21 protein-coding genes are annotated in these 20,467 nt (G+C 69.2%); 14 read left to right on the top strand and 7 right to left on the bottom strand.

All coding sequences use genetic code 11. The features are described from left to right. The first annotated feature begins 291 nt into the window (after positions 1–291). Positions 292–1,014 (top strand): Crp/Fnr family transcriptional regulator, encoded by a 723-nt coding sequence (locus tag Q0309_RS04350; protein ID WP_299437848.1) that lies wholly within the window; start codon positions 292–294, stop codon positions 1,012–1,014. A gap of 10 nt (positions 1,015–1,024) precedes the next feature. On the opposite strand, the gene parA is transcribed toward Q0309_RS04350, so the two are convergent. From parA to Q0309_RS04330, 4 genes are all read right to left on the bottom strand, one after another. Then, complete coding sequence (parA, locus tag Q0309_RS04345; RefSeq protein ID WP_299437845.1) at positions 1,025–1,678, bottom strand: ParA family partition ATPase; 654 nt, start codon at positions 1,676–1,678, stop codon at positions 1,025–1,027. Positions 1,679–1,768: 90 nt separating this feature from the next. Next, complete coding sequence (locus Q0309_RS04340; RefSeq protein WP_299437843.1) at positions 1,769–2,803, bottom strand: hypothetical protein; 1,035 nt, start codon at positions 2,801–2,803, stop codon at positions 1,769–1,771. Positions 2,804–2,891: 88 nt separating this feature from the next. Next, positions 2,892–3,362, bottom strand: a complete 471-nt coding sequence (locus Q0309_RS04335) for a hypothetical protein (RefSeq protein ID WP_299437841.1) — start codon at positions 3,360–3,362, stop codon at positions 2,892–2,894. Between the two features lie 613 nt (positions 3,363–3,975). After that, complete coding sequence (locus tag Q0309_RS04330; protein ID WP_299437839.1) at positions 3,976–5,127, bottom strand: DUF2336 domain-containing protein; 1,152 nt, start codon at positions 5,125–5,127, stop codon at positions 3,976–3,978. Between the two features lie 255 nt (positions 5,128–5,382). Here Q0309_RS04330 and Q0309_RS04325 point away from each other — a divergent pair, with 255 nt between their 5' ends. From Q0309_RS04325 to Q0309_RS04280, 10 genes are all read left to right on the top strand, one after another. Continuing rightward, the gene (locus tag Q0309_RS04325; RefSeq protein ID WP_299437837.1) at positions 5,383–6,534 is read left to right on the top strand and encodes a diguanylate cyclase; all 1,152 of its coding nucleotides are present in this window, start codon (positions 5,383–5,385) and stop codon (positions 6,532–6,534) included. Positions 6,535–6,720: 186 nt separating this feature from the next. Then, positions 6,721–7,725 (top strand): ABC transporter substrate-binding protein, encoded by a 1,005-nt coding sequence (locus Q0309_RS04320; protein WP_299437835.1) that lies wholly within the window; start codon positions 6,721–6,723, stop codon positions 7,723–7,725. Between the two features lie 142 nt (positions 7,726–7,867). Then, positions 7,868–8,761, top strand: a complete 894-nt coding sequence (locus Q0309_RS04315; protein WP_299437833.1) for a proline/glycine betaine ABC transporter permease — start codon at positions 7,868–7,870, stop codon at positions 8,759–8,761. Further along, complete coding sequence (locus Q0309_RS04310) at positions 8,748–9,839, top strand: glycine betaine/L-proline ABC transporter ATP-binding protein (protein ID WP_299437831.1); 1,092 nt, start codon at positions 8,748–8,750, stop codon at positions 9,837–9,839. Before Q0309_RS04315 ends, Q0309_RS04310 begins: the two co-directional genes overlap by 14 nt. 14 nt (positions 9,840–9,853) lie before the next feature. After that, positions 9,854–10,336: a DUF2269 family protein gene (locus tag Q0309_RS04305; protein ID WP_299437829.1), complete on the top strand. Its 483-nt coding sequence runs from the start codon at positions 9,854–9,856 to the stop codon at positions 10,334–10,336. Positions 10,337–10,661: 325 nt separating this feature from the next. Next, positions 10,662–10,922, top strand: coding sequence for a DUF2282 domain-containing protein (locus Q0309_RS04300; protein ID WP_299437827.1), 261 nt, complete (start codon positions 10,662–10,664; stop codon positions 10,920–10,922). Positions 10,923–11,039: 117 nt separating this feature from the next. Beyond that, on the top strand, positions 11,040–11,954 hold the full coding sequence (locus Q0309_RS04295; protein WP_299437825.1) for a DUF692 domain-containing protein: 915 nt from the start codon (positions 11,040–11,042) through the stop codon (positions 11,952–11,954). Next, positions 11,954–12,787: a DUF2063 domain-containing protein gene (locus Q0309_RS04290; protein ID WP_299437823.1), complete on the top strand. Its 834-nt coding sequence runs from the start codon at positions 11,954–11,956 to the stop codon at positions 12,785–12,787. The genes Q0309_RS04295 and Q0309_RS04290 overlap by 1 nt, the downstream gene beginning before the upstream one ends. After that, positions 12,784–13,296, top strand: coding sequence for a DoxX family protein (locus tag Q0309_RS04285; RefSeq protein ID WP_299437821.1), 513 nt, complete (start codon positions 12,784–12,786; stop codon positions 13,294–13,296). Before Q0309_RS04290 ends, Q0309_RS04285 begins: the two co-directional genes overlap by 4 nt. Before the next feature lie 164 nt (positions 13,297–13,460). After that, a complete protein-coding gene (locus Q0309_RS04280; protein ID WP_299437819.1) occupies positions 13,461–13,751 on the top strand; it encodes a hypothetical protein in 291 nt (96 codons plus the stop codon). Positions 13,752–13,825: 74 nt separating this feature from the next. Here Q0309_RS04280 and Q0309_RS04275 read toward each other — a convergent pair whose 3' ends face one another. Together Q0309_RS04275 and prmC are read right to left on the bottom strand one after the other, a co-directional pair. Beyond that, positions 13,826–14,620, bottom strand: a complete 795-nt coding sequence (locus Q0309_RS04275; protein ID WP_299437817.1) for a DUF4167 domain-containing protein — start codon at positions 14,618–14,620, stop codon at positions 13,826–13,828. A 543-nt stretch (positions 14,621–15,163) separates the two neighbouring features. Beyond that, positions 15,164–16,024, bottom strand: a complete 861-nt coding sequence (gene prmC / locus Q0309_RS04270) for a peptide chain release factor N(5)-glutamine methyltransferase (RefSeq protein WP_299437814.1) — start codon at positions 16,022–16,024, stop codon at positions 15,164–15,166. Between the two features lie 1,154 nt (positions 16,025–17,178). On the opposite strand from prmC, the gene Q0309_RS04265 reads away from it, so the two are divergent. Both Q0309_RS04265 and Q0309_RS04260 read left to right on the top strand, forming a co-directional pair. Continuing rightward, positions 17,179–18,069, top strand: a complete 891-nt coding sequence (locus Q0309_RS04265) for a class I SAM-dependent methyltransferase (RefSeq protein ID WP_299437812.1) — start codon at positions 17,179–17,181, stop codon at positions 18,067–18,069. 170 nt (positions 18,070–18,239) lie between these two features. Further along, positions 18,240–19,181, top strand: a complete 942-nt coding sequence (locus Q0309_RS04260; protein WP_299437810.1) for a DMT family transporter — start codon at positions 18,240–18,242, stop codon at positions 19,179–19,181. Positions 19,182–19,191: 10 nt separating this feature from the next. Here Q0309_RS04260 and Q0309_RS04255 read toward each other — a convergent pair whose 3' ends face one another. After that, positions 19,192–19,773 carry a UbiX family flavin prenyltransferase gene (locus Q0309_RS04255; RefSeq protein ID WP_299437808.1) on the bottom strand — a complete coding sequence of 194 codons (582 nt, stop codon included), beginning with the start codon at positions 19,771–19,773 and terminating at the stop codon, positions 19,192–19,194. Between the two features lie 148 nt (positions 19,774–19,921). On the opposite strand from Q0309_RS04255, the gene Q0309_RS04250 reads away from it, so the two are divergent. Then, positions 19,922–20,092, top strand: coding sequence for a YdcH family protein (locus Q0309_RS04250; protein WP_299437805.1), 171 nt, complete (start codon positions 19,922–19,924; stop codon positions 20,090–20,092). The last annotated feature ends 375 nt before the right edge of the window (positions 20,093–20,467 follow it).

Here is a 20,467-nt window from a genome sequence, read left to right as displayed (position 1 = left end):
GGGGAAGACTCCTTTTCCTGTTCCGAAGGGGCCGGCGCGCCGCGCTGAGGGGTGTGCGGTGGCCGTCTCGTCGGCACCGGCACACGACACTCGCGGCGTTGCGCCGCTTTTTCATTAAGCTTCGGCGCGGATATAGCAACGAACCCCGGGTCGGGTCCAGAGCGGAAACAGCGCCGTGCCGCCGCCATTAACCCTTCACTGACAAACGTGTGAGAAACTGGGGGTCCGATATACCAAGGATCTGACGCCTTAACGTGACGGACGCGGGGTCCCGCGGGGTTGGACACCGGGATGACCAGAAGCCAGCGCACGCCCGAGATCGCCGCCCGGCCGCCCGGACTGGCCGGGGTGCATCTGTTCGCCGATGTACCGGAGGAGGCGCGCGCGCGCATCGCCCGCCAGTGCGGCTGGCGGCGCTACGCGGCCCAGGAACAGATCCTGGACCGCGACTGCGAGAGCCGCGAGGTCTATTTCGTGGCCCAGGGCACGGCGCGGATCATCATCTACACCGTCTCGGGGCGCGAGGTGGCGCTGGCCGACGTCGAGACCGGCAGCTTTTTCGGCGAGTTGGCGGCGTTCGACGGCGCGCCCCGCTCGGCCAGCGTGCTGGCGGTCACCGACTGCTGGATCGCCACCCTGCCAGCCACGGCCTTCCTGACGCTGCTGGCGGATCATCCGCCGCTGGCGCTGATCGTCATGCGGCGCCTGTCGGCCACCATCCGCGCGGCCACCGAACGCATCGTTGATCTGTCGACGCTGGGGGCGAACAACCGGGTCCAGGCCGAGGTGCTGCGCCAGGCCGAGGCCGCCGGGGTGGACGACGCGGGCCGCGCCGTCATCCGGCCGATCCCCATCCACGCCGACATCGCCAGCCGGGTCTCGACCACGCGCGAGACGGTGGCCCGCGTGCTGAACGACCTGGCCCGCAAGGGCATGGTCACGCGTGAGCGCGATGCCCTGGTGGTGCACGACGTGGCGCGCCTGGAGATGCTGGTGCAGGAACTGACGGCGTAGGCGCCGTGTCTTACCGCGCCTTGGCCCGGCCCTTGAGGGTCGCCAGGACCTCGGTGGCCAGGGCGCCGATCTCCCGTGCGGCGGTCGAACTGGGCTGGTATTCGACCACCCCCTTGCCCTCCATCATGCTGGCGGCGTAGGCGACCCGGTTGCCCAGCTTGGTGTGGGCGATGGGCAGCCCCTCCTCCAGCAGCTTCTCCAGCATCACCTCCGGCAGTTTGCCGCGCGGCGGCATCCGGTTCATGACGATCAGGGCGGCGGTCTTTTCCTTGTCCGCCATATCCACGGTGGGCTTGGTGGCCCACAGGTCCATGGGGCTGGGCTGGATCGGCAGCAGCAGGATATCGCCGGCGCGCACGGCGGCCCGGGCCTCGGTCTCGGCGTGTGGCGGCGTATCGACAACGACGATGTCATAGTGGTGGCGCAGGCGGTCCAGCTCCGTCCCCAGCCGCCACCCGGCCACGTCCGACAGATGCAGCGGCGCGCCGTCCGGAACCTGGTCGGCCCGGAAGGCGTGCCAGCTGGCCAGGCTGCGCTGCGGGTCGATGTCGACCAGGGCCACGCTGTTGCCGCGCCGCGCCCAGGTGACGGCCAGTTGCGCGACCAGCGTCGTCTTGCCGGCGCCGCCCTTCTGCTGGGCCACGGTGATAATGCGTGCGGCCATGCGTTCGGTCCCCTCCGCTGTCGCCGATACACGGGGGATCGCCCCCTCGCGCGGCCGATGGTAGAGCCCCCGGCCGCCCCGTGAAAGCCCCTAGGCGGGCGGCGCCGCCCGCCGCCAGGCCAGACCCACCAGGACGACGACCGACAGCCCGAGACCCACCGCCGCGCCGATGGCCAGGGCCGTCCGGCTGAACACCCCTGCGGAAGACACCGCGACATGCGCGCCGACCAGCAGCGGCTCCGGCGCGACGCCGTCCACCCGCCGCAGCACATGGACCACGCCGGCCTCCGGCAGACGCACGTGCCGCACGGGTTCGCCATTCGGCGCGGGGCCGGCTTCGGACAGGGCGGCCAGGGCGGGGTCGTTGAGGTCCGACAGGGCCGGCAGGGCGGCGACCGCCACCTTGTTCGCCACGCCGTCGCCCGTCCCACCGCCGTCGAGCCGGGGATGGGCAAGCACACGCTCGCCGCCATACAGGACATACGGGGTCGGTGCCGCGTCGGCCCCGTCCTCGTCCGCGTGGCGGGACACGGCCGGCGCGATCGGATCCAGGCCGACCATGGCCAGGAGAACCCCCACCGGCGCGCCGTCTCGAACCAGGGTGGCGCGGATGTTGAACACCGCGTGCCCGGCCCGGGACCGCCACACCGGGTGGCCCCACTCCACGGTCGGATCACCCGCCGCCGGGCGCGCCAGCATGTCCGTGACCATGGCGGAGACGGCCGGCCGCTCGCCCCAGTCCTCGCGGACCGGCGCTCCGTCCCGCCCGTACCGCCGCGCCCGGCCGTCCGGCGTGATCAGGGCCAGGCTTTCCAGGGCCGGCGCGCCGGCCATCAGGCCGCGCACGTAGGCATCCACCTCCCGGGCATCGTCCAGCGTCAGGAGGCCGGCCGCGACCGTCGCCTGCGTGGTCTCCGCCACCGCCTGCAGCGCCTCCAGGCGTGCCCGCACCCATCCGTCGAGCCCGTTCGCAAGCACGGCGGCCCGCGCCAGCCTTGGCTCCTGGGGGTGCGCGCCGCCGGCCGGCAGCGTCACCGCGATCAGGGCGGCCGCGAAGGCCAGGGCCAGGCCGCCGAACCCGGCCAGCAGAAGGCCGCGCGGGGAAAAAGGAAACCGACGCGTCATGCGGGAGTCTCACAGAACAGACCGGTCAACCGCAGGGAACCGTCTCCCCCGCCGGATGGCAAGGGGCGATCGGGGGCGAGGATCCTCGTTACACGTCGGCGAAGGTCCATCGGTCGGTGATCGCCATGAACGCCAGGTTGTTCAGGGTCAACAGGAAATAGAAATTAAGGGCGACAAAGACGACAACAAACTTGCGGCACTGCTCATTGTGGACGACCTGATAAATGCTCAGCACCGCGAAGACGATAAACGGCAGGATCAGCACATCGGTCAGAATGGGCGCCGAGCTATGGTCCGGTCCCTTGTCCCGGAACAGGTATCCGTACAGGGCCACCGAAGACCAGATCACCGGCAGAAATGCCAGACGGACGCGGTTGCGCAGGTGGGGGATCTTGACGACGTTGAACAGCAGGTATTGGGGAAACAGGGGCACGAGAATGAAGACAATGGGTATGAGAAAGGCAAATATATTCGGCCACGGAAGAAGACCCAGAAAGACCTGCGTGATGAACCAGTTAAATCCAGTGAACAGGTCGTAACCGGCCAGTTCGGTCCCCATGACACGATCCCTTTATTGACAAGACCCGGTGATTTTCATGAGAGGTGATTTGCATGAGATAGGCGCGTCTGCGTGCGCAGTGCCGTGGCAGGCGCGGCCCCGAGCGCCCGTGTCGCCCGCCGGTGTCCAGACGCCGCGAAGCGGAGTACGGTGTTGCTCGCCCCGAGTCAAGACGGTGGGGTGAGGCGTCAGGGGAATCGGGTGAAGGGGGTTCCATCGCTGAGACGGCCCCTGGGGCCAGAGGCCCGCACAAAACTCGTCAAAGGCTTATTCACTTGGCTCCGGTAGATGCGCGATCTGGTACGATGGGACACCTGTCCAGCGCACCATGTTGGGTTTACCGGAGCCAAGTGAATAAGCCGGACTCGTCATTGCGAGCCGGCGTCTTTGGACGCCGGCGAAGCAATCCAGGGCTTGGTCATGATGTATTCGCCCTGGATTGCCCCAGTTTTGTTTTTTGGGCTACGCTCCTCGCAATGACAAAAACGTGTGACTCAGATTGGTCAACACGGTGGGGCGAGGCGGGGCGCGTCTCGGGATGGGAAGGCTGTTCCCGGCCGACGCATAAAGACCGTTCGGTCGTCGGCCGGCCGGCGTCCGCCGCTCGGACTCCTCACCGTGGAGCAGACCAGTGGGCGACCACGGACCGGGCTGTTTCCGCGCTGATGCGGTCGTAGACGGCTGCCAGGGTCGCGGGGTCCTCATCGACGCCGCCGGACGTGTGCGCCTTCAGGCGCGCGGCGGCGCTGAAACTGAGGAACTCGTGTGACGTCATGCCCAAGGCTCGGCACACAACAGCCAGCGACTCGCTGGAGCGTTCGGCCAGGACGCGGCGGATCAGGGCCTTGCGCACGCCGAGGGAGGCGCTGATCAGCGAGACGACCAAGCGCAGGTCGCCCACGCCCATGGCTGAAATGATCAGGCGTTTCAGGCGATCCGGATCGCCGGGCACGGTCTGAATCGTGGGGTCCACCGGGGCCTCGATCTCGTCCGTGTCCGTAAGGATTGCCGCATCCTCGAGAACGGTTTCCAGGCTCTCGTCAAGGGTCGCGGCGGGGATCGTCCAGTGCGACAGGATGTACTCGCGCAAGGCGTCGGACACCCAGTGGACCAGCTTTTGCGCCAGCTCCGCCGTCATTTCGGGGCGTTTCACCAAGGGCTCGTGGAGGACCTGGTCCGTTCGCGCCCGCTCGACCAGGCACGCCAGCGTGGACTCGCCAAGGGCCGCCGTCTCGTTGCGCAGCAGCCTGACGATCACCTCTGATTCGGCCACGCGGGCAATCGTGTCGGACACGGCCGGCGACAGGTTGGGCCGCGCCGCGATCGTCATCCGATGTTCGATCGCCTTGCGCTGGACCAGTTCGATCAGGTCGGCGTCGCGCAACACCGTGCTGCGCAACAGGATCGGATAGGCGATCTCGATCGGCTCGTTGGCGAGGAACCAGATCAGGTCATAGGGACACCCCTCGATGTCCGCGATCACGCTGACCAGACGGTCGCGGATCGACCGTTCCACCTTGAAGATGATGGTGCGCAGGATGTCGCTCGTCAGCGAGCGTTCGCTGTCCGAGAGCACGCCGGACTGACCGTCCAGCAACTCGATCATAAAGGAGGCCAGCGATTCCCGCGATTCCTGGGACCGCTGGCGCGCCAGGTCCAGCAGGTTTCCGGCGTCCAAGGGCTCGACCACGTCGCGCCAGGAACGCGGACTCCCGGACGGCGGGACCCCCTTGTTGGGCACGCTGTTGTCCCCGTGTTGCGTCATCGCCCGCCCTCGGACTCTGGCTGATTGCGGCGCCTCGTCATCGGCACGTCAAACGATCTCTCAACAAGACGTTTGACGGAAAACGTCGAGCGCGGCAGTGACTGTGGTCACTGCGTCCCCTTGCGCCGGGGCTCCCCCCGAACGGTGGAATGGGGTAAGGATGGGGCCCCGTCCGATGCCGAGCAAAGGTGGCATGGCCATGGCTGATTCACAGGTTTCGCCCACCCCGAACCCGTCGAACCGGCGGGGGCGCCCATGAGCAACGGCCCTTCCGCCGCGCGGATGGCGGCCGGGATCACGGCGTCCGCGCTCGCGGCCTTCGCGCTGCTCGGCCTGACCGACCTGCTCGGCGTGGCCGTGGCCGGGCACGCCTGGGCGTTGGGTGCCGGCGGTCTGCTCGCCATGCTGCCGCTGCCGCTGGGCGGGTGGCTCTCGCCGCCGCCGGCGGTGCTTTGGACGCCGGGCGGGCTGGCCACGCTGGCGGGCTTGGCCGGCGTCGCCGCCGTGGGAGGCTATGCTGCCGCGCGCCTCGGCGCGGCCCGACTCGGGGCGGCGGGCGCCCTGCTCGGCGTGACGCTCCCCTTGATGGTCTGGAACCCGCTCGGACTGGTGATCCTGGGCGGGCAGTCGCTGGTGCTGCTGGTGGACCGGACGCCGCAGGGGTCGGCGGCCATCACCCAGGCGGCCCGTGTCCTTGGCCTGTGCGCGGCGGTCCTGGTGAGCGGGGGCGCGGTGTCGCCGCTGGTGGTGACGCTGCTGGCGGCGGCGCTGGCCCCGTCGGCGCTGGTGGCGTTGAGCGCGCCAGTGCGCGAGCCGGCGGCCGAGCCGGTGGCCAGGGAGGACGCGCCCCCGCCGCCCGCGCCAACGCCAACGCCGGCCGCTGAGTCCGCGCCTGCCCCGCCACCCGCACCCACACCGGACCCAGAGACCGCGCCGGCGCCGAAGCCGGATACCGCCACACCGGGCCTGTTCGGTCCCGATCCCGTCGCCGCCCTGGCCCATCTGACGCCGGCGCCCGCCCTGGTCGAGGCCGCCCGGACTGCCCTCGCCAACGCCCAGCCGGCCGTGCTGGCGCTTGTGCGCATGGACGGGCTGGCCGGCATCGCCGAGCACCTGGGCACCGAGGGCGGCGAGACCCTGTTCGCCGCCGCCACCGAACGGCTGGCCGCCGCGCTGCCGCAGGCGGGGACTCTGTCCTGGGTGGGCGACGAGACCTTTGTCGCCCTGGTGCCCGTGGCCCAGGCGGACGACGTGGCCGACCTGGGACCGCGCCTCGCCGCGCCGTTCGCCGAGGACCTGATCGTCGACGGCCGCCCGATCTCGATGGAGGACGCGCTCCACGTCGAGGCCCTGATGCTGGACGCGGAGACGCTGGAGGAACTGGCCGGCTGGGTTCGCGCCGGTTAAATGCCCCCGGAGCCCGCCCGGGGTTTGCACCCACGGCCCCGGGTCGCTACGTTTGGAAGACACACGCCGGGACGGGGCGCGACATCGCCATCGGCCGACCGACGCGCCTCGCAGTGCTTTCCCGGGGACCCGCCCCATCCGATCCGACCGAACCCCAAGCGTCACCGGAACAGGGAACCTCACATCATGAAAACGCTAATCGCGGGCGCCGCCGTGGCGCTGGCGTCGTCGCTGGCCATGCTGGCCGCGCCGTCCACCGCCCGGGCCGCCGACTGCGGCGACGTCTCCATCGCCGAGATGAGCTGGAACTCGGCGGCCATGCTGGCCCACATGCAAAAGATCATCCTCAACGAGGGATACGGCTGCGACGCCGAGCTGGTGCCGGGCGACACCGTGCCAACCATCACCTCCATGACCGAGAAGGGCGAGCCCGACCTGGCCCCCGAGATCTGGCCCAACGCCGCCAAGGAGGTGATCGCCAAGGCGGTCGACGAAGGGCGCATCAAGGTCGCCACCCACACCCTGGAGGACGGCGGCCAGGAGGGCTGGTTCGTGCCGTCCTACATGGTCGAGGAGCATCCCGAGCTGGCCACGATCGAGGGCATCAAGGCCAACCCCGACCTGTTCCCGGACGCCGAGGAGCCGGGCAAGGGCCGCTTCTACACCTGTCCGGCCGGCTGGCAGTGCCAGATCGTCAACGAGAACCTGTTCGAGGCCTACGGCCTGGACGAGGCCGGTTATACCATGTTCGATCCGGGCTCCGGCCCCGGCCTGGCCGGCGCCATCGCCAAGGCCTATGAGCGGCGCGAGCCCATCTTCGCCTACTACTTCGAGCCCACGGCCGTGCTCGGCAAGTACGACATGGTTATGATCGGCGGCATGGAGCACGACCCGGAGACCTGGGATTGCGTGACGCAACGGGACTGCGCCGATCCGCGGCCGAACATGTACCCCTCGTCCGACGTGCTGACGGTGGCCACGACCCGATTCGCCGAATCGGCGCCGGAGGCCTATGGCTTCGTTGAAAGCGTGACGGTGCCCAACGACGTCATCAACGCCGTGCTGGCGTGGCAGGAGGACTCCCAGGCCACCGCCGAGGGCGCGGCCGTGCACTTCCTGCAGGAATACCCGGACGTTTGGACCGGGTGGGTGCCGGCGGATGTGGCCGAAAAGGTCAAGGCGGCGTTGTAGCGCGGTCGGATGCGTTCGGCCGTCGCGTCGCGGGGCGATGTGGCGGCCAACGCACCGGGAACCCACGGATGGTGCGCCCGCGCCTGCCGCGCGAACGCACCTGACGGGCTGAATCGCCGGTCCCACCCGGAGCACCCCACCCATGGCCGAGTCCAACTGGCTGATCGAGTTCCCGGCCCTGGATGACGCGACGCTGCGTGCCTTCAACCGCGCGGTGGACGACGCCTATCTGGCCTTCACCCGCACCTACGGCGCGGCCATCGAGGACGCCTTTACCCCGCTGTTGCGCTTCATGGTGTGGTTCGAGCAGGCGATGCTCGGCGCGCCCTGGTGGCTGGTGATCGCCATTGTCGCCGGGCTGGCCTGGACGGCCAGTCGCGGCTGGACGCTGGTGGTGCTGGTGGTGGCGTCCTTCATGGCCATCGGCGTCATGGGCATGTGGGAAGACACCATGCGCACCATGGCCATGATCTCGGTGTGCACCTTGATCGCCATCGTCGTCGGCATCCCCATCGGCATTCTGATGTCGCGTTCCGACCGCCTGAAAAGCGGCGTGGTGCCGGTGCTCGACGTCATGCAGACCATGCCCAGCTTCGTCTACCTGATCCCGGTGGTGATGCTGCTGGGGTTGGGCAAGGTGCCGGGGCTGCTGGCGGTGGTGATCTACGCCATCCCGCCGGTGATCCGCCTGACCGACCTGGGCATTCGCCTGGTCGACAAGGAGGTGCTGGAGGCCACCGATGCCTTCGGCGCCAGCCCGTGGCAACGCCTGTGGGGCGTGCAGGTGCCGCTGGCGCTGCCCAACATCATGGCCGGCATCAACCAGACGATCATGATGGCCCTGGCCATGGTCGTGGTGGCCTCGATGATCGGAGTGAAGGGGTTGGGCCAGCCGGTGCTGCGGGCCGTGACCAACCAGTACTTCGCCATGGGCGTGCTGAACGGCCTCGCCGTGGTGCTGTTGGCCATCATCTTTGATCGGGTCACCCAGTCCTACGGGCGCCGGATGCAGAGGTACCGCCATGAGTCCCGCTGAGGCCGGTGGCGCCAACGGCGCCAACGGCGCCAAGATCGCCATCCGTGACCTGTACAAGATTTTCGGGCGCGCCCCGGCCTCGGTGCTGCCGCTGGTGCGCGACGGCATCGGCAAGACCGAGTTGCTGGAGCAGCACGGCCACGTGCTCGGCCTGGACGCCATCACCATGAACGTGCGCGAGGGCGACGTGCACGTGGTCATGGGCCTGTCGGGCTCCGGCAAGTCCACCCTGATCCGCCACCTGAACCGGCTGATCGAGCCGACGGCCGGTTCCATCGTCGTCGACGGCGATGACGTCCTGGCGCTGGCGCCGCCGGACCTGCGTGCCTTCCGCCGCCATCGGGCGAGCATGGTGTTCCAGCGCTTCGCCCTGCACCCGCATCGCACCGTCCTGGGCAACGTCGGTTACGGCCTGCGCGTGCAGGGACTGACGCGACCGCAGGCCGAGGAGCGCGCCCGCGTGTGGATCGACCGCGTCGGGCTCGGCGGCTTCGAGGACCGCTATCCCGCCGCCCTGTCCGGAGGGATGCAGCAACGCGTCGGCCTGGCCCGCGCGCTGGCCACTGACTGCGACATTCTGCTGATGGATGAGGCGTTTTCGGCGCTCGATCCGCTGATCCGCACCGACATGCAGGACGTGCTGTTGCGCATCCAGGGGGAGTTGAAGAAGACCATCGTCTTCATCACCCACGACCTGGACGAGGCCCTGCGCATCGGCGACCGCATCGCCATCCTGCGCGACGGCGCCGTGATCCAGGAAGGCACGACGCCCGAGATCGTCATGCACCCCGCCGACGCCTACATCGCCGACTTCGTCAAGGACATCAACCGGGCGCGGGTGTTGCGGGTGAAAGCGGTGATGTCCGCCGAGACGAACGGCGCGTGCGGCCCGGTTGTCCCGGCCCAGGCAACCCTTGAGGAGGCCTTGACGTTCTTCCACAGCGACCCCTCGGGTCGCCGCCCGGTGCATGTGGAAGAGCGCGGTGTCATGGGATCGGTCGGCTTGCCGGAGATCCTGCGGGCCGTCGAGCGCCCCAATGTGGGTCCTTCGGATGCGCGGGCGTCGGCCATGACCTGACCCCCGGAGCCCGCATGGACACCTTCCTGCTGTTTGATTATACGCACTGGCTTGTGATTCACCTCGTCGGCGTCGTCCTGTTCGTTGGCAACGTGACCGTCACGGCGGTCTGGAAGGTCTTCGCCGACCGCACCCACCATCCCGCGACCATCGCCTTCGCGCAGAGACTGGTCACCTATACCGACTGGGTCTTCACCTTCGGCGGCGTGGTCCTTGTGCTGGTCAGCGGCATCGCCTTGATGATCCTGGGCGGATGGTGGACCGCCGGGGCGGCGTGGCTGTGGTGGGGCATCGGGCTGTTCGTGGTCGCCGGCCTGATGTGGCTGGTCGTGCTGATCCCGATCCAGATCCGGCAGGCGCGCATGGCCCTGCGGTTCGAACAGGACGGCGAGGTGCCGCCGGCTTACCGCCGGCTGGCCCTGCGGTGGCTGTGGGTCGGCATCGTCGCCACGGGGCTTGCGGCGGTGAACCTGTACCTGATGATCGCGAAGCCGTGAGCAAGGTCGCCGCGCGGCAGGTGGTCGCGTTGGCGGCCGGGCGATCGCGGTGCGCGTTCATCGGCCTGCGAATCTACCCGACATCACACCAGCGCATGACACCCATGCACGGGCATCATGCCTGGCGGCTATGAAAAGAATGCCACATTGGAATTTCACTTATTCGCATCGCGGCGCCAGATTGGAGGTGTGGGCGGTGGCGATCAGCCTTCGCCACCCCCAGGCCGGGCCGGACGCAGCGACCGAGCCCCGGCCGGCAGACCGGACCACCGGGATCGCGCCATCGAACGATCCTCACTCTCTGACCGACCAGGAGACTCAGACCATGAAAGTGATCGAAACCTCGACCCTCGTCGCCGGTGCCATGACCGCCGCCCTCGCCCTGGCCGCGCCGACCACGGCGTCCGCCGCCGACATGGAAAAGTGTTACGGCGTCGTCAAAGCGGGCCACAACGATTGCCAGACCGCCAACTCGTCCTGCGCCGGCACGTCCAAGGTGGACGGCCAGGGTGACGCCTTCATCGCCCTGCCCGAGGGCACCTGCGAAAAGCTGGTGGGCGGCAGCCTGGAGCCGAAGAGCTCCTGACCCAGCGGTCTCCACCTCGCGTCCCACGCCCGTGGACGGGGTGTTGGCGGGACGGACCGGTCACGGCCGGTGCGGCCCGTCACGCCCGCCCCGGGGTCCTCACGGCCGGAGTCCGTTATGTCTCTGTCCCAGGGTCTCACGCGCGCCCCGCGACCCCATGCCATTCCGGGCGCCATTCCGGGCGCCATTCCGGACGCCATTCCGTCGGCCTCGGTCGGCGTCGGGCTCAAGCCGGAGCACGTCGACGCCCTGCTGGCCGATCCCGGGTCCGTGAGTTGGGTCGAAATCCACGCCGAGAACTACATGCACCCGGGCGGGCCGCAGCACCGCGCGCTGGAGACGGTGCGGCGCGACTTTCCGCTGTCGGTGCATGGCGTCGGCCTGTCGCTGGGCGGCGCGCATGACCTGGACGGCGGGCACCTATCGAAACTGGCCGCCGTCGTCGACCGCTATCAGCCGGCCCTGGTGAGCGAGCACCTGGCCTGGTGCGGCACCGTCGGCACCTATCTCAACGACCTTCTGGCGGTGCCCTATACCGACGAGTCGTTGGACCTGCTGGTCCGCCACATCGACCAGACGCAGGAGGCGCTCGGTCGCCGCATCCTGGTCGAGAACCCGTCGCGCTATTTCGCCTTCACCATCAGCGACATGGAGGAAACGGCGTTCCTCACCGAGATGGTCCGGCGCACCGGCTGCGGCCTGCTGCTGGACGTCAACAACATCGTCGTCAGCGCCGGCAACCTCGGGTTCGACCCGCTGGACTATCTGAAGGGCCTGCCGCTGGATGCGGTCGGCGAGATCCACCTCGCCGGGCACGCGGTGCGCCACGTCGACGGCGTCGAGATCCGCATCGACGACCACGGCAGCGCCGTCAGCGAGACCGTGCTGGCCCTGTACGAATTGACGCTGCGCCTGGCGGGGCCGCGCCCGACCCTGATCGAGCGCGACAGCAACATCCCGCCCTGGCCGGAACTGGCCGCCGAGGCCGCCCGCGTCGCCTCCATCCTGACCCCGGAACGGGAGCCCGCGTGATGCCCGGAGTCGCCGCCATCCAGGAGATGATCGGCCGGGCCGTGCTGTCGGGTGACGAGCCGGCGCTGGCGGCGCTGATCGACGGTCGGGGCCTGAGCCCGATGCAGCGCATCGCCATCCACCGCAACAACACCCTGATCACCCTGACGGAGGCTTTGGGAGCCAATTTCCCGGTGGTCAAGGCGCTGGTCGGCGAGGCCTTCTTCGCCCAGACCGCGCGCGCCTTCATCCGCCGGGCGCCGCCGGACTCGCCGGTGCTGTCACACTACGGCGAGCGGTTCGCGGACTTCCTGGCCGGGTTCGAGCCGGCCGCCAAGCTGCCGTATCTGGCCGACGTGGCGCGGCTGGAGTGGGCGCGGCTGGGCGCCCTGTATGCCGCCGACGCCCGGCCGGCCGCGCACGACACGCTGGCCGCCGTGCCGCCGTCGGTGCTGCCGATGGTCCGCTGTGCGGTGCATCCGTCGTTCCGGTTCGTGGTCTCGGCCTGGCCGGTGGATCGCATTTGGGACATGCACCAGCCCGGCTGGGACGAGACCGAGACCGTTTCGCTGGACGAAGGCGGCGCCACCATCCTGATCTGCCGGCCCCATGACAGGGTGCGGATGGCGCGGGCCGACGAGGGCACCCTGTCGCTGCTGTTCGCGCTCGACATGGGGCAAACGCTGGAAACCGCCGCCCAGGCGGCCACGCGCGGCAGTCCCGGATTCGACCTGACCGGCGCCCTGGCCTGTGTGCTGTCGCTGGGGCTGCTGACCGAGATCGCCGTGCCGCAGTCGGCCCGCGACAACCACGCCCTAAGCACGCCCCTCAGCCATTCGGAGACCTCCGCATGACACCCGCCCCGTCCGCCACGGAATCCACCGCCCCCCACAGCGCCCGCGCCGGCGGCCAGTGCGGCCCGCTGACGCGCACCTGGCTGGCGATCACCGGCGCCGGCGCCGCCGTGCCGCTGTGGGTCATCGGCCTGTTCGCCCGCCTGGGCATCGCCGGCGTGTTCTGGCGCTCCGGCCAGACCAAGGTGTCCGGCTGGGAGATCACCAACAGCACGTACTTCCTGTTCCAGGATGAATACGCCGTGCCGGTGCTGCCGCCGGAGCTGGCCGCGCAGATCGCCACCGCCGCCGAGCACCTGTTCCCCATTCTGCTGATCCTGGGCCTGTTCACGCGGCTGTCGGCGCTGGGCCTGTTGGGCATGACGGCCGTCATCCAGGTTTTCGTCTACCCCGGCAACTGGCCGGAACACACCCTGTGGGCGACGGCGCTGCTGCTGCTGTTGCTGCGCGGACCGGGCCCGGTGTCGCTGGACGCCCTGTTCGGTCGCCTCTGGTGCCGGCGCGGGTGAGGCCGGCCCGTGTTGCGGTTCCGTGAATTCCCCCGCTGGGGTTGGGGTGCTGTTCTGGAGTCCGCGCGGGGAGTGCCCTAAGGTGGAGGTCTCTTTCCCGGCACGCGCCGCGCGCAGCGTGGTCGCGCCCGGTTCCCTCCGACCGCCAAGAGGACACCCCTGCCATGGCCAACATCACCTTCGTGGCCCAGATGATGGACGCCGCCGACGGCCCCGACGCCAGCTACGAGTTCGAGGCCGACGAAAACATCTTTGACCGCCCGCGCATGGAGTTGATCGCCAAGTTCATGGAACACGTCGATCACGTCGAACTGCCGAAGGAAGACGTGGGTTATGAGATCTACTCGGCGTTCAAGAACAAGGACCTGAAAGTGGTCACCGCCATGGGCGCCTTGCGGCTGGCGCACGGCGAGATCCCGTTCATGCTCATGATCTCGCCGAAAACGACAGCATAGAGAGACCGCGCCCGCTGTCCGCCGGGCGCGGTGTCCCGACGCGCCCGTGTCGGCGTTCTGGTCAGGCGAAGGTGTCACGCGATCTGGGCGTCGGAGTTGCCGTCGCCAGACTCGCCCTCCCCGGACGGGGAACTCCGCCGCGATCCACGGCGCGTGCGGCGCGCCGGCCGCGCCGTCCCCTCCTCTTCGGAGCCACTGCCGCCGTCGCCGTTCTGGTCGGCTCCGGCAGAGTCCCCGGTGTCGGCGTCCGTGTCCCGGGCCTCGCGGGTGGTCCGGCCTCCGCCGCGCGATGTCCGGCGCGGCGCGCGGCGGCGCGGGCCGGAGTCCCGCTCGCCCTCGTCCGTCCCGGACTCATCGTCGCCGGTCTCGGTGGAAGCGGTCGCGTCTGCGGCCTGCTCGTCCGCGCGCGCCTCGTCGGACCGGTCGGCGCCGTTGCCGGGGCGGCTCCGCCCGTTGCCGCGCCGGCCACTGTTTCCGTTGCCGTTGCCGGCCCCCTCGGGCGCGCCGCTGTCGGCCGCCGCCGTGTCGGTGTCGTCGTCCGGGCCGCCGCCAACGGCCTGCCCCGGCGCGCGGTGATGGGGCGAGGCGCCGGGCCGGCTTGTGTCGATCTGCCCGGTCAACGCCATGTAGACCCGATAGTAGTGGTCGGCGTGCTGAAGATAATTCTCGGACAGCACGCGGTCGCCCTGCGAACTCGTGTCGCGGGCCAGGGCCGTGTACTTCTCGACCAGTTGCATGGCATTGCCCCGCAACCGGACGCTCGGTCCATTGCTGTCAAAGGTCTGGTTGCGGTTCGGTGTGCGCTTGCCGCCACTGCCGCCGCCGACGCGGCCACGGGGGCGTCCCCGGGTATTCGAGCCTTGTTTCATGAGTCCGTCTGGTTGCCTGATGAATCGGTCCACATCGCGCCAAATCGGCGTTGGATCATGGTCAGCCGGCCCGCGACCCGACGCGTCGGGTCGGTGCGAGGCGGATCCGCCGGCTTCAGTCCGCCAAGGAAACAACGATCGTCCCATCTCGGGACGGTTTCACGCATTCGGGCCGAACCGGTCCGCACACCACACGCCACCGGCGGTGTGTCCGTTCCGGGGGGGCGGCGGCGGTGACCGCCGCGGTCCCTGAAGGCGTCTGCTGACACCCGGCCTTCAGAGCGAAAATATCTCGCACGAGAGAGCCACTGTCCCGACGCTGCCGCGATCCGTTTTGGGATGTCACGCGGCATCGCGGCGTGTGCGCCACCAGCTCGCCGGCCGGAACCCGCCAGTGCGGGCGCAATCATCCCTGGCCCGCCGCACGCCCGGGCCTCGTCTTCCGACGGGCAACTTCGTCCGAACAGGCGCGTCGTCGAGACCGTAGGGCGCCCGTCGCGTCTTTCCAAGAACTTTTTCACCCGTCCGCGTGTTTTTTCCGGGTCAACCCTGTGCGATCACACAGCGGGGCACGCCGGCCAGGTCGGTGACGCACGCGGGCGCCCCGAAGTCGGCCGCCCGCATGAGCGCGGCCACGGTCTCGGCCTGGCCGGCCCCCACCTCAACCGCCAGCCAGCCGCCGGCCGCGAGGCGCCGGGCCGCCAGCGGGATCACCAGCCGATAGGCGTCCAGCCCGTCGGGTCCGCCGTCGAGGGCCACGGCCGGGTCGTGTCCCCGCACCTCGGGATCCAGGGTGCTCAGGTCCGCCGTCCGGATGTAGGGCGGATTGGACACGATGACGTCGAGGGGACCGGCCGGGTCCGGCAGGCCGTCTCGCCAATCCGCCGCGACGAAGCGCGCCCGGTCGTCCAGGCCGTGCGCGTTGGCGTTGGCGCGGGCGGTGGCGACGGCGCCGGGCGCGATGTCGACGCCGGTCCCGTGCGCGTTCGGCAGTTCCGCCAGCAGCGCCAGAAGGATCGCTCCGGTCCCGGTCCCCAGGTCCAACAGCCGCAGCGGCGCCTGTCGGTCCGCCACCCGGTCGAGCACCGCCGAAACCACCGTTTCCGTATCCGGGCGCGGCTCCAGCGTGTCTGGACCCAGCACCAGGTCCAGGGTCCAGAACCCGCGCCGGCCGAGGATGCGCGCCACCGGCTCGCGCGCCGCCCGACGCTCAACCAAAGTCTCGAAGCGGGCCGCCGCCTCGGCCGGCACCGGCTCGTCGGCGCGGACGGTAAGCGCCCCTGGCGATGCCACACCGAGCGCGTGCGCGGCGAGCAAACGCGCATCCAGGCGCGGATCGGGCACGCCCGCCGCGCGCAGGCGCTCGGTCGCGGTGGCCAGAAGGGCGGCGGTTGTCAGAGCCATCGGTGAGGCGTCCCGGTCAACGGGCATGGTGTGAGGACCCTATCCTGCCGGCTCTTGAGCCCAGATGCCAAGGCTCCTACCACAGTCGCATTTCGCTGCCAGCGTTGGCGAGAGCCGGCCGGCCGGCGAAAGACCCCACCCCAGCCCTCCCCGTAAAAGGCTATCCGATCCACACGTCTTGGTTTGTAATCGTCATTGCGAGGAGCGCAGCGAGGAAGCAATCCAGAGCGGATATTTGAACCCTACGCTCTGGATTGCTTCACCCTCGCCTTGCGACGAGGGTTCGCAATAGGGTTCGCAATGGTGCGCCAGGCATGGGCCGTAGCGCCGTGACTGGCGCTGTCCGGTCCGCTGTGGTGGCGGTTCGGGCGACTTGGGGGTGGAAGTCCTCTGCGGACCCTGGTGACGGGAACCGCTAGCCGAACAGCAAGGGCGTCGTCGCGAGGCGGGGTCTGAAGGAAGCTGTAAGCAAAGTCCTGGCCCGACGGACAGGAACCGCATACGAGGCGTCAAGACCCTGGGCGAGGGGGCCATTCGACCCGAAGCCCGATGTCACCCGGAGGGTCTGGGCGTAGATGCGGCGGGTATATGGGATGAAGGTCGCGCGTCTTACCCTGGGAGGCCTGTCGCCTTGCCCTTGGTTTCAAGGGCACCCGGCGCCGAGAGGTGTCGGCATTGTAGACGGGTGGGGGGCGGCAGGAGTCAGCAGAGGCCATAGGATCCGCGAGACCGGGCGGTGAAGGGCCGAACATGTCGAAGGAGGCAGGACCGAGTTTCCGATCACCCTGAGCAGATGCCTCGCACGAGGGCCTGAAGCCGGAGGTAGCGGGCAGTACCCGCAAGGCTAGGCTGGGCGCTTAAAGGGTGTCGGGCGAGGAGGACCGCAAAGCTGAACACGACATGAACCGCCGTGTACGGAACCGTACGCAGGGTGGTGTGGGAGGAGGGGAACCGCGAGGTCCCCTCCGACCTGATACGGGGTTCGTGCTGGCTTCTGGCCCCGGGGTCCGTCTCAGCGATGGAACCCCCTTCACACGATTGCCTTGGGAACCCCGCGCGCGGTGTTTGCCAAGGCGCGCAGGATGCGATAGTCGGAACGAGCCGTCCTGGATCCATCATCCCGCATCCGACCGCGCCACCCTGAAAGCGCCACCATGACGCCCGACCTGTTCCGCCAGCGCCGCAAGACCGACCTGCGCGCCCTGCCGCCGGGCATCGCCCCGTGGATCGCCCCGTCGGGCGAGACGCCGGAGGACCTGGAGCCGGAGGTGGTCGAACTGGTCCCCCGCCTGATCGACCCGGCGCGCACGCCGGCGCCGTTGTATGCCAGCGCCGATCCCGCCCGCGCCGCGCAGAGCCACGCCGTCACCCGGCTGGTGCTGGAGAGCCTGCACCGCGATGGCCTGATCGACACGGTGCCGCCAGGCCCGCTGGCCATGGACATCCGCAACGCCGAGGACTACCGGTTCCAGGATCTCTACCCGCGCCCAACGCGCTGGAAGACACGGCGGATTCTGGACTTTCACCCAGGGTGCGGCCGCCAGCTCAACATCTGGTGCCAGGAGGTGCCGGGGCTGGTCTATACCGCCCTGGAGTCGGACGAGGCGGCCTATGTCGCCCAGGCGGAGTATTTTCGGCGGGCCAACGTTCTGCCCGTGAGCGACTATGTGGTGGATCCGCGTGACTTCGCTTTGCGCGAGCAGGCCGGCATCTATCACCTGCCGACGTGGCGGTTCGACCTGCTGCCCCCCGGGTTCTTCGACATGATCATCTGCGTCGATGTGCTGCCGCACCTGACGCAGCGGCTGCTGCGGCACATGCTGCCGCTGTTCCACCGCTGCCTGGCCACGGGCGGGGGGCTGTACCTTCGCGACGACAGCGACGCGGCGTTCGACCACGAGCTGGACCGCGCGCTGGTCCAGCTTGGCTTCGTGTTGGAGTTCCGCCCCTATCTGTTCCCGGGCGAGGACATCCACGGCCTGCCGCGCCTGTGGCGCAAGGTGGATCCGCGCCGGCCGGCGGCGGGGCGCCCGGTGGGGGACTGATCCGGACGGACACACGGACGGCGGGCGGACATGACCAGTTATGCGCTATACGCATAGCTGACGCTTGGCCTCACCCCGTGAATTCCGTCGTCAGCGGCCGGCGCGAGGCGGTAGGCTTGGCGTCCGCCCGGCCGGTTCGCCGCGCGTGTCCTCCCGCGAGGAGTCTTTGTGTGTCCCCGTCCGTCACCACCCGCTGGCGGGCGTTGTCCGGCAACGCCCGGGGCGTTCTGTTCATGCTGCTGAGCGCGATGGTCTTTTCGGCCATGGGCGGCCTGATCAAGTTTGTCGGCGGAGAGCTGCATTCGTTCCAGGTGGTGTTCTTCCGCTGCCTGTTCGGCCTGCTGGCGCTGCTGCCGTTCATGCGGCGCGGCGGCCTGGGCGTGTTGCGCACCGCCCGCCCGGGGCTTCATGCGGTACGGGTGACCATCGGCATCCTGGCCATGTTCTGCCTGTTTCACGCCATCACCCACATGCAGTTGGCGGCGGCCATCTCCATCACCTACGCGCGGCCGTTGTTCATGATCGTGCTTGCGGTGCTGGTCCTGGGCGAGGTGGTGCGCTGGCGGCGCGGGCTGGCCACGGCCGTGGGGTTCGTCGGCGTGCTGATCGTCATGCGCCCCGATCCGTCGGCGCTGGATGTGAATGCCCTCGCCGCCCTGGCCTCGGCGGCGCTGATCGCCGGCGCCCTGACCATGGTCAAGATCCTGTCGGAGACGGAGCAGCCCCTGACCATCCTGATGTGGTTCGCCATCGGCGCGGTGCTGGCCTCGGCGGTGCCGGCGGCGCTGGTGTGGCGCTGGCCGGAGCCCCTGACCTGGGTGCTGCTGGCGGCCATCGGCGCCGCCGCCAGCGGCGGGCAGTACCTGGCCGTGCGCGCCTACCGCGAGGGCGAGGCGTCGCTGGTCACGCCGTTCGACTACTCGCAAATCCTGTGGGCGACGCTGATCGGCGTGATCGCGTTCGCCGAGGTGCCCGACGTCTGGACCCTGGTGGGCGCGGCGGTGATCATCGCCTCGGCGCTGTACATCGTCTACCGCGAGACGCAGCTGGGCCGGCGGGTTCCAGCGCATGGCGGGGATGCGCCGGCGCCGGACCCGTCGGAACGCCGGTAGGCGTTTCGCCTCAGTCCTCCGGATCGCCGGACCGCCAGCGGCTGACCAGTCCGGCGTCGATGTCGAACAGGTCCAGCACCCGGCCGACCCCGTGATCCACCACGTCATCCAGTGACTGTGGTTTGCTGTAGAACGCGGGCATGGGCGGAGCGATGACCGCGCCCATCTCGGTGACCGCCGCCATGGCCCGGATGTGGCCCAGGTGCAGCGGCGTCTCCCGCACCATCAACACCAGGCGGCGCCGTTCCTTCAGCGTCACGTCGGCGGCGCGGCTGAGCAGGGTATCGCCCGAGCCGGCGGCGATGGCCCCCAGCGAGCGCGCCGAGCACGGCGCCACCACCATGCCCCGGGTGCGCACACTGCCGGAGGAGGGCGGCGCCGTCATGTCGTCGACGCGGTGCCACGCGGTGGCCAGCGCGCGCACGTCGGCGACCTTCAGCGCGGTTTCATAGGCCAGCGTGATCTCGGCCGTGCGGGTCATGATGAGGTGGGTCGGAATCCCGAGTCGGCGGGTCACCTCCAGGAGGCGCACACCGTACGCGATTCCGGACGCGCCGCTGATGCCGACGACCAGGGGCAAGGATAGACTCATTCGAAAAAACTCCTGACAATACGGATCCGGAACGCGGGATCAAGGGAAAAGAGGACAAATTCACGGAAGCGTCGCGGAAACCCTTTATCTACGCCCGAGGCTCGGGTAGACTCGACCCGTTTCTCACCTGATCAAGGAGGGTCATGCCATGGGTCGTGATGCAAGGTTGGATGCGCTGCATAGCCGGCATTCCGAACTGGAGGTGCTGTTGGAAAGTGAAACCGCGCGCCCAATGCCGGACTCCAGTCTGATCGCGACGCTGAAACGCCAGAAACTGGCGATCAAGGACGAAATGAGCCGCATGTCCCGGCCAGCCTGACCTGCCTGCGGCATTCGTGCCCCGGCAGCCGTCGGCGACCGGCAAGCTTGGTGACCAAGTTGATCGAAAGGACCTGATTTCGAAGGCCAGCCTTCTGCCCGGATCGTGGCAGCGCTCCTTGGATCCGGGCGTCCAAGGGTTCAATAGGAAGGGTTCAATAGTAAGAAGGACGTTGATCAACGCCGAATCGGGGCGGCCTGCGGGTCGCCCCGAACTGTGTCCGGGACCGGCCCTCGCCAAGCCGGCTATCCGATTCATACAGATCCAAAGCCGCTGTTTTCCGCCTGCCCCCCCTCCCGACCTCCCCCATAAATGGGGGAGGAGGGACGGATGATGGACATGGATGGCGCCCTGGCGGAGAGCATTGTTTTTCTT

Source organism: uncultured Rhodospira sp., from assembly GCF_937138205.1.
Taxonomy (GTDB): domain Bacteria; phylum Pseudomonadota; class Alphaproteobacteria; order Rhodospirillales; family Rhodospirillaceae; genus Rhodospira.
This window is presented reverse-complemented; position numbering and strand designations above follow the sequence as displayed.

Coding starts and splice junctions, on each gene's coding strand:
- Q0309_RS04350 (WP_299437848.1), top strand. CDS start 292: ATGACCAGAAGCCAGCGCACGCCCGAGATCGCCGCCCGGCCGCCCGGA.
- parA (WP_299437845.1), bottom strand. CDS start 1,678: ATGGCCGCACGCATTATCACCGTGGCCCAGCAGAAGGGCGGCGCCGGC.
- Q0309_RS04340 (WP_299437843.1), bottom strand. CDS start 2,803: ATGACGCGTCGGTTTCCTTTTTCCCCGCGCGGCCTTCTGCTGGCCGGG.
- Q0309_RS04335 (WP_299437841.1), bottom strand. CDS start 3,362: ATGGGGACCGAACTGGCCGGTTACGACCTGTTCACTGGATTTAACTGG.
- Q0309_RS04330 (WP_299437839.1), bottom strand. CDS start 5,127: ATGACGCAACACGGGGACAACAGCGTGCCCAACAAGGGGGTCCCGCCG.
- Q0309_RS04325 (WP_299437837.1), top strand. CDS start 5,383: ATGAGCAACGGCCCTTCCGCCGCGCGGATGGCGGCCGGGATCACGGCG.
- Q0309_RS04320 (WP_299437835.1), top strand. CDS start 6,721: ATGAAAACGCTAATCGCGGGCGCCGCCGTGGCGCTGGCGTCGTCGCTG.
- Q0309_RS04315 (WP_299437833.1), top strand. CDS start 7,868: ATGGCCGAGTCCAACTGGCTGATCGAGTTCCCGGCCCTGGATGACGCG.
- Q0309_RS04310 (WP_299437831.1), top strand. CDS start 8,748: ATGAGTCCCGCTGAGGCCGGTGGCGCCAACGGCGCCAACGGCGCCAAG.
- Q0309_RS04305 (WP_299437829.1), top strand. CDS start 9,854: ATGGACACCTTCCTGCTGTTTGATTATACGCACTGGCTTGTGATTCAC.
- Q0309_RS04300 (WP_299437827.1), top strand. CDS start 10,662: ATGAAAGTGATCGAAACCTCGACCCTCGTCGCCGGTGCCATGACCGCC.
- Q0309_RS04295 (WP_299437825.1), top strand. CDS start 11,040: ATGTCTCTGTCCCAGGGTCTCACGCGCGCCCCGCGACCCCATGCCATT.
- Q0309_RS04290 (WP_299437823.1), top strand. CDS start 11,954: ATGCCCGGAGTCGCCGCCATCCAGGAGATGATCGGCCGGGCCGTGCTG.
- Q0309_RS04285 (WP_299437821.1), top strand. CDS start 12,784: ATGACACCCGCCCCGTCCGCCACGGAATCCACCGCCCCCCACAGCGCC.
- Q0309_RS04280 (WP_299437819.1), top strand. CDS start 13,461: ATGGCCAACATCACCTTCGTGGCCCAGATGATGGACGCCGCCGACGGC.
- Q0309_RS04275 (WP_299437817.1), bottom strand. CDS start 14,620: ATGAAACAAGGCTCGAATACCCGGGGACGCCCCCGTGGCCGCGTCGGC.
- prmC (WP_299437814.1), bottom strand. CDS start 16,024: ATGGCTCTGACAACCGCCGCCCTTCTGGCCACCGCGACCGAGCGCCTG.
- Q0309_RS04265 (WP_299437812.1), top strand. CDS start 17,179: ATGACGCCCGACCTGTTCCGCCAGCGCCGCAAGACCGACCTGCGCGCC.
- Q0309_RS04255 (WP_299437808.1), bottom strand. CDS start 19,773: ATGAGTCTATCCTTGCCCCTGGTCGTCGGCATCAGCGGCGCGTCCGGA.
- Q0309_RS04250 (WP_299437805.1), top strand. CDS start 19,922: ATGGGTCGTGATGCAAGGTTGGATGCGCTGCATAGCCGGCATTCCGAA.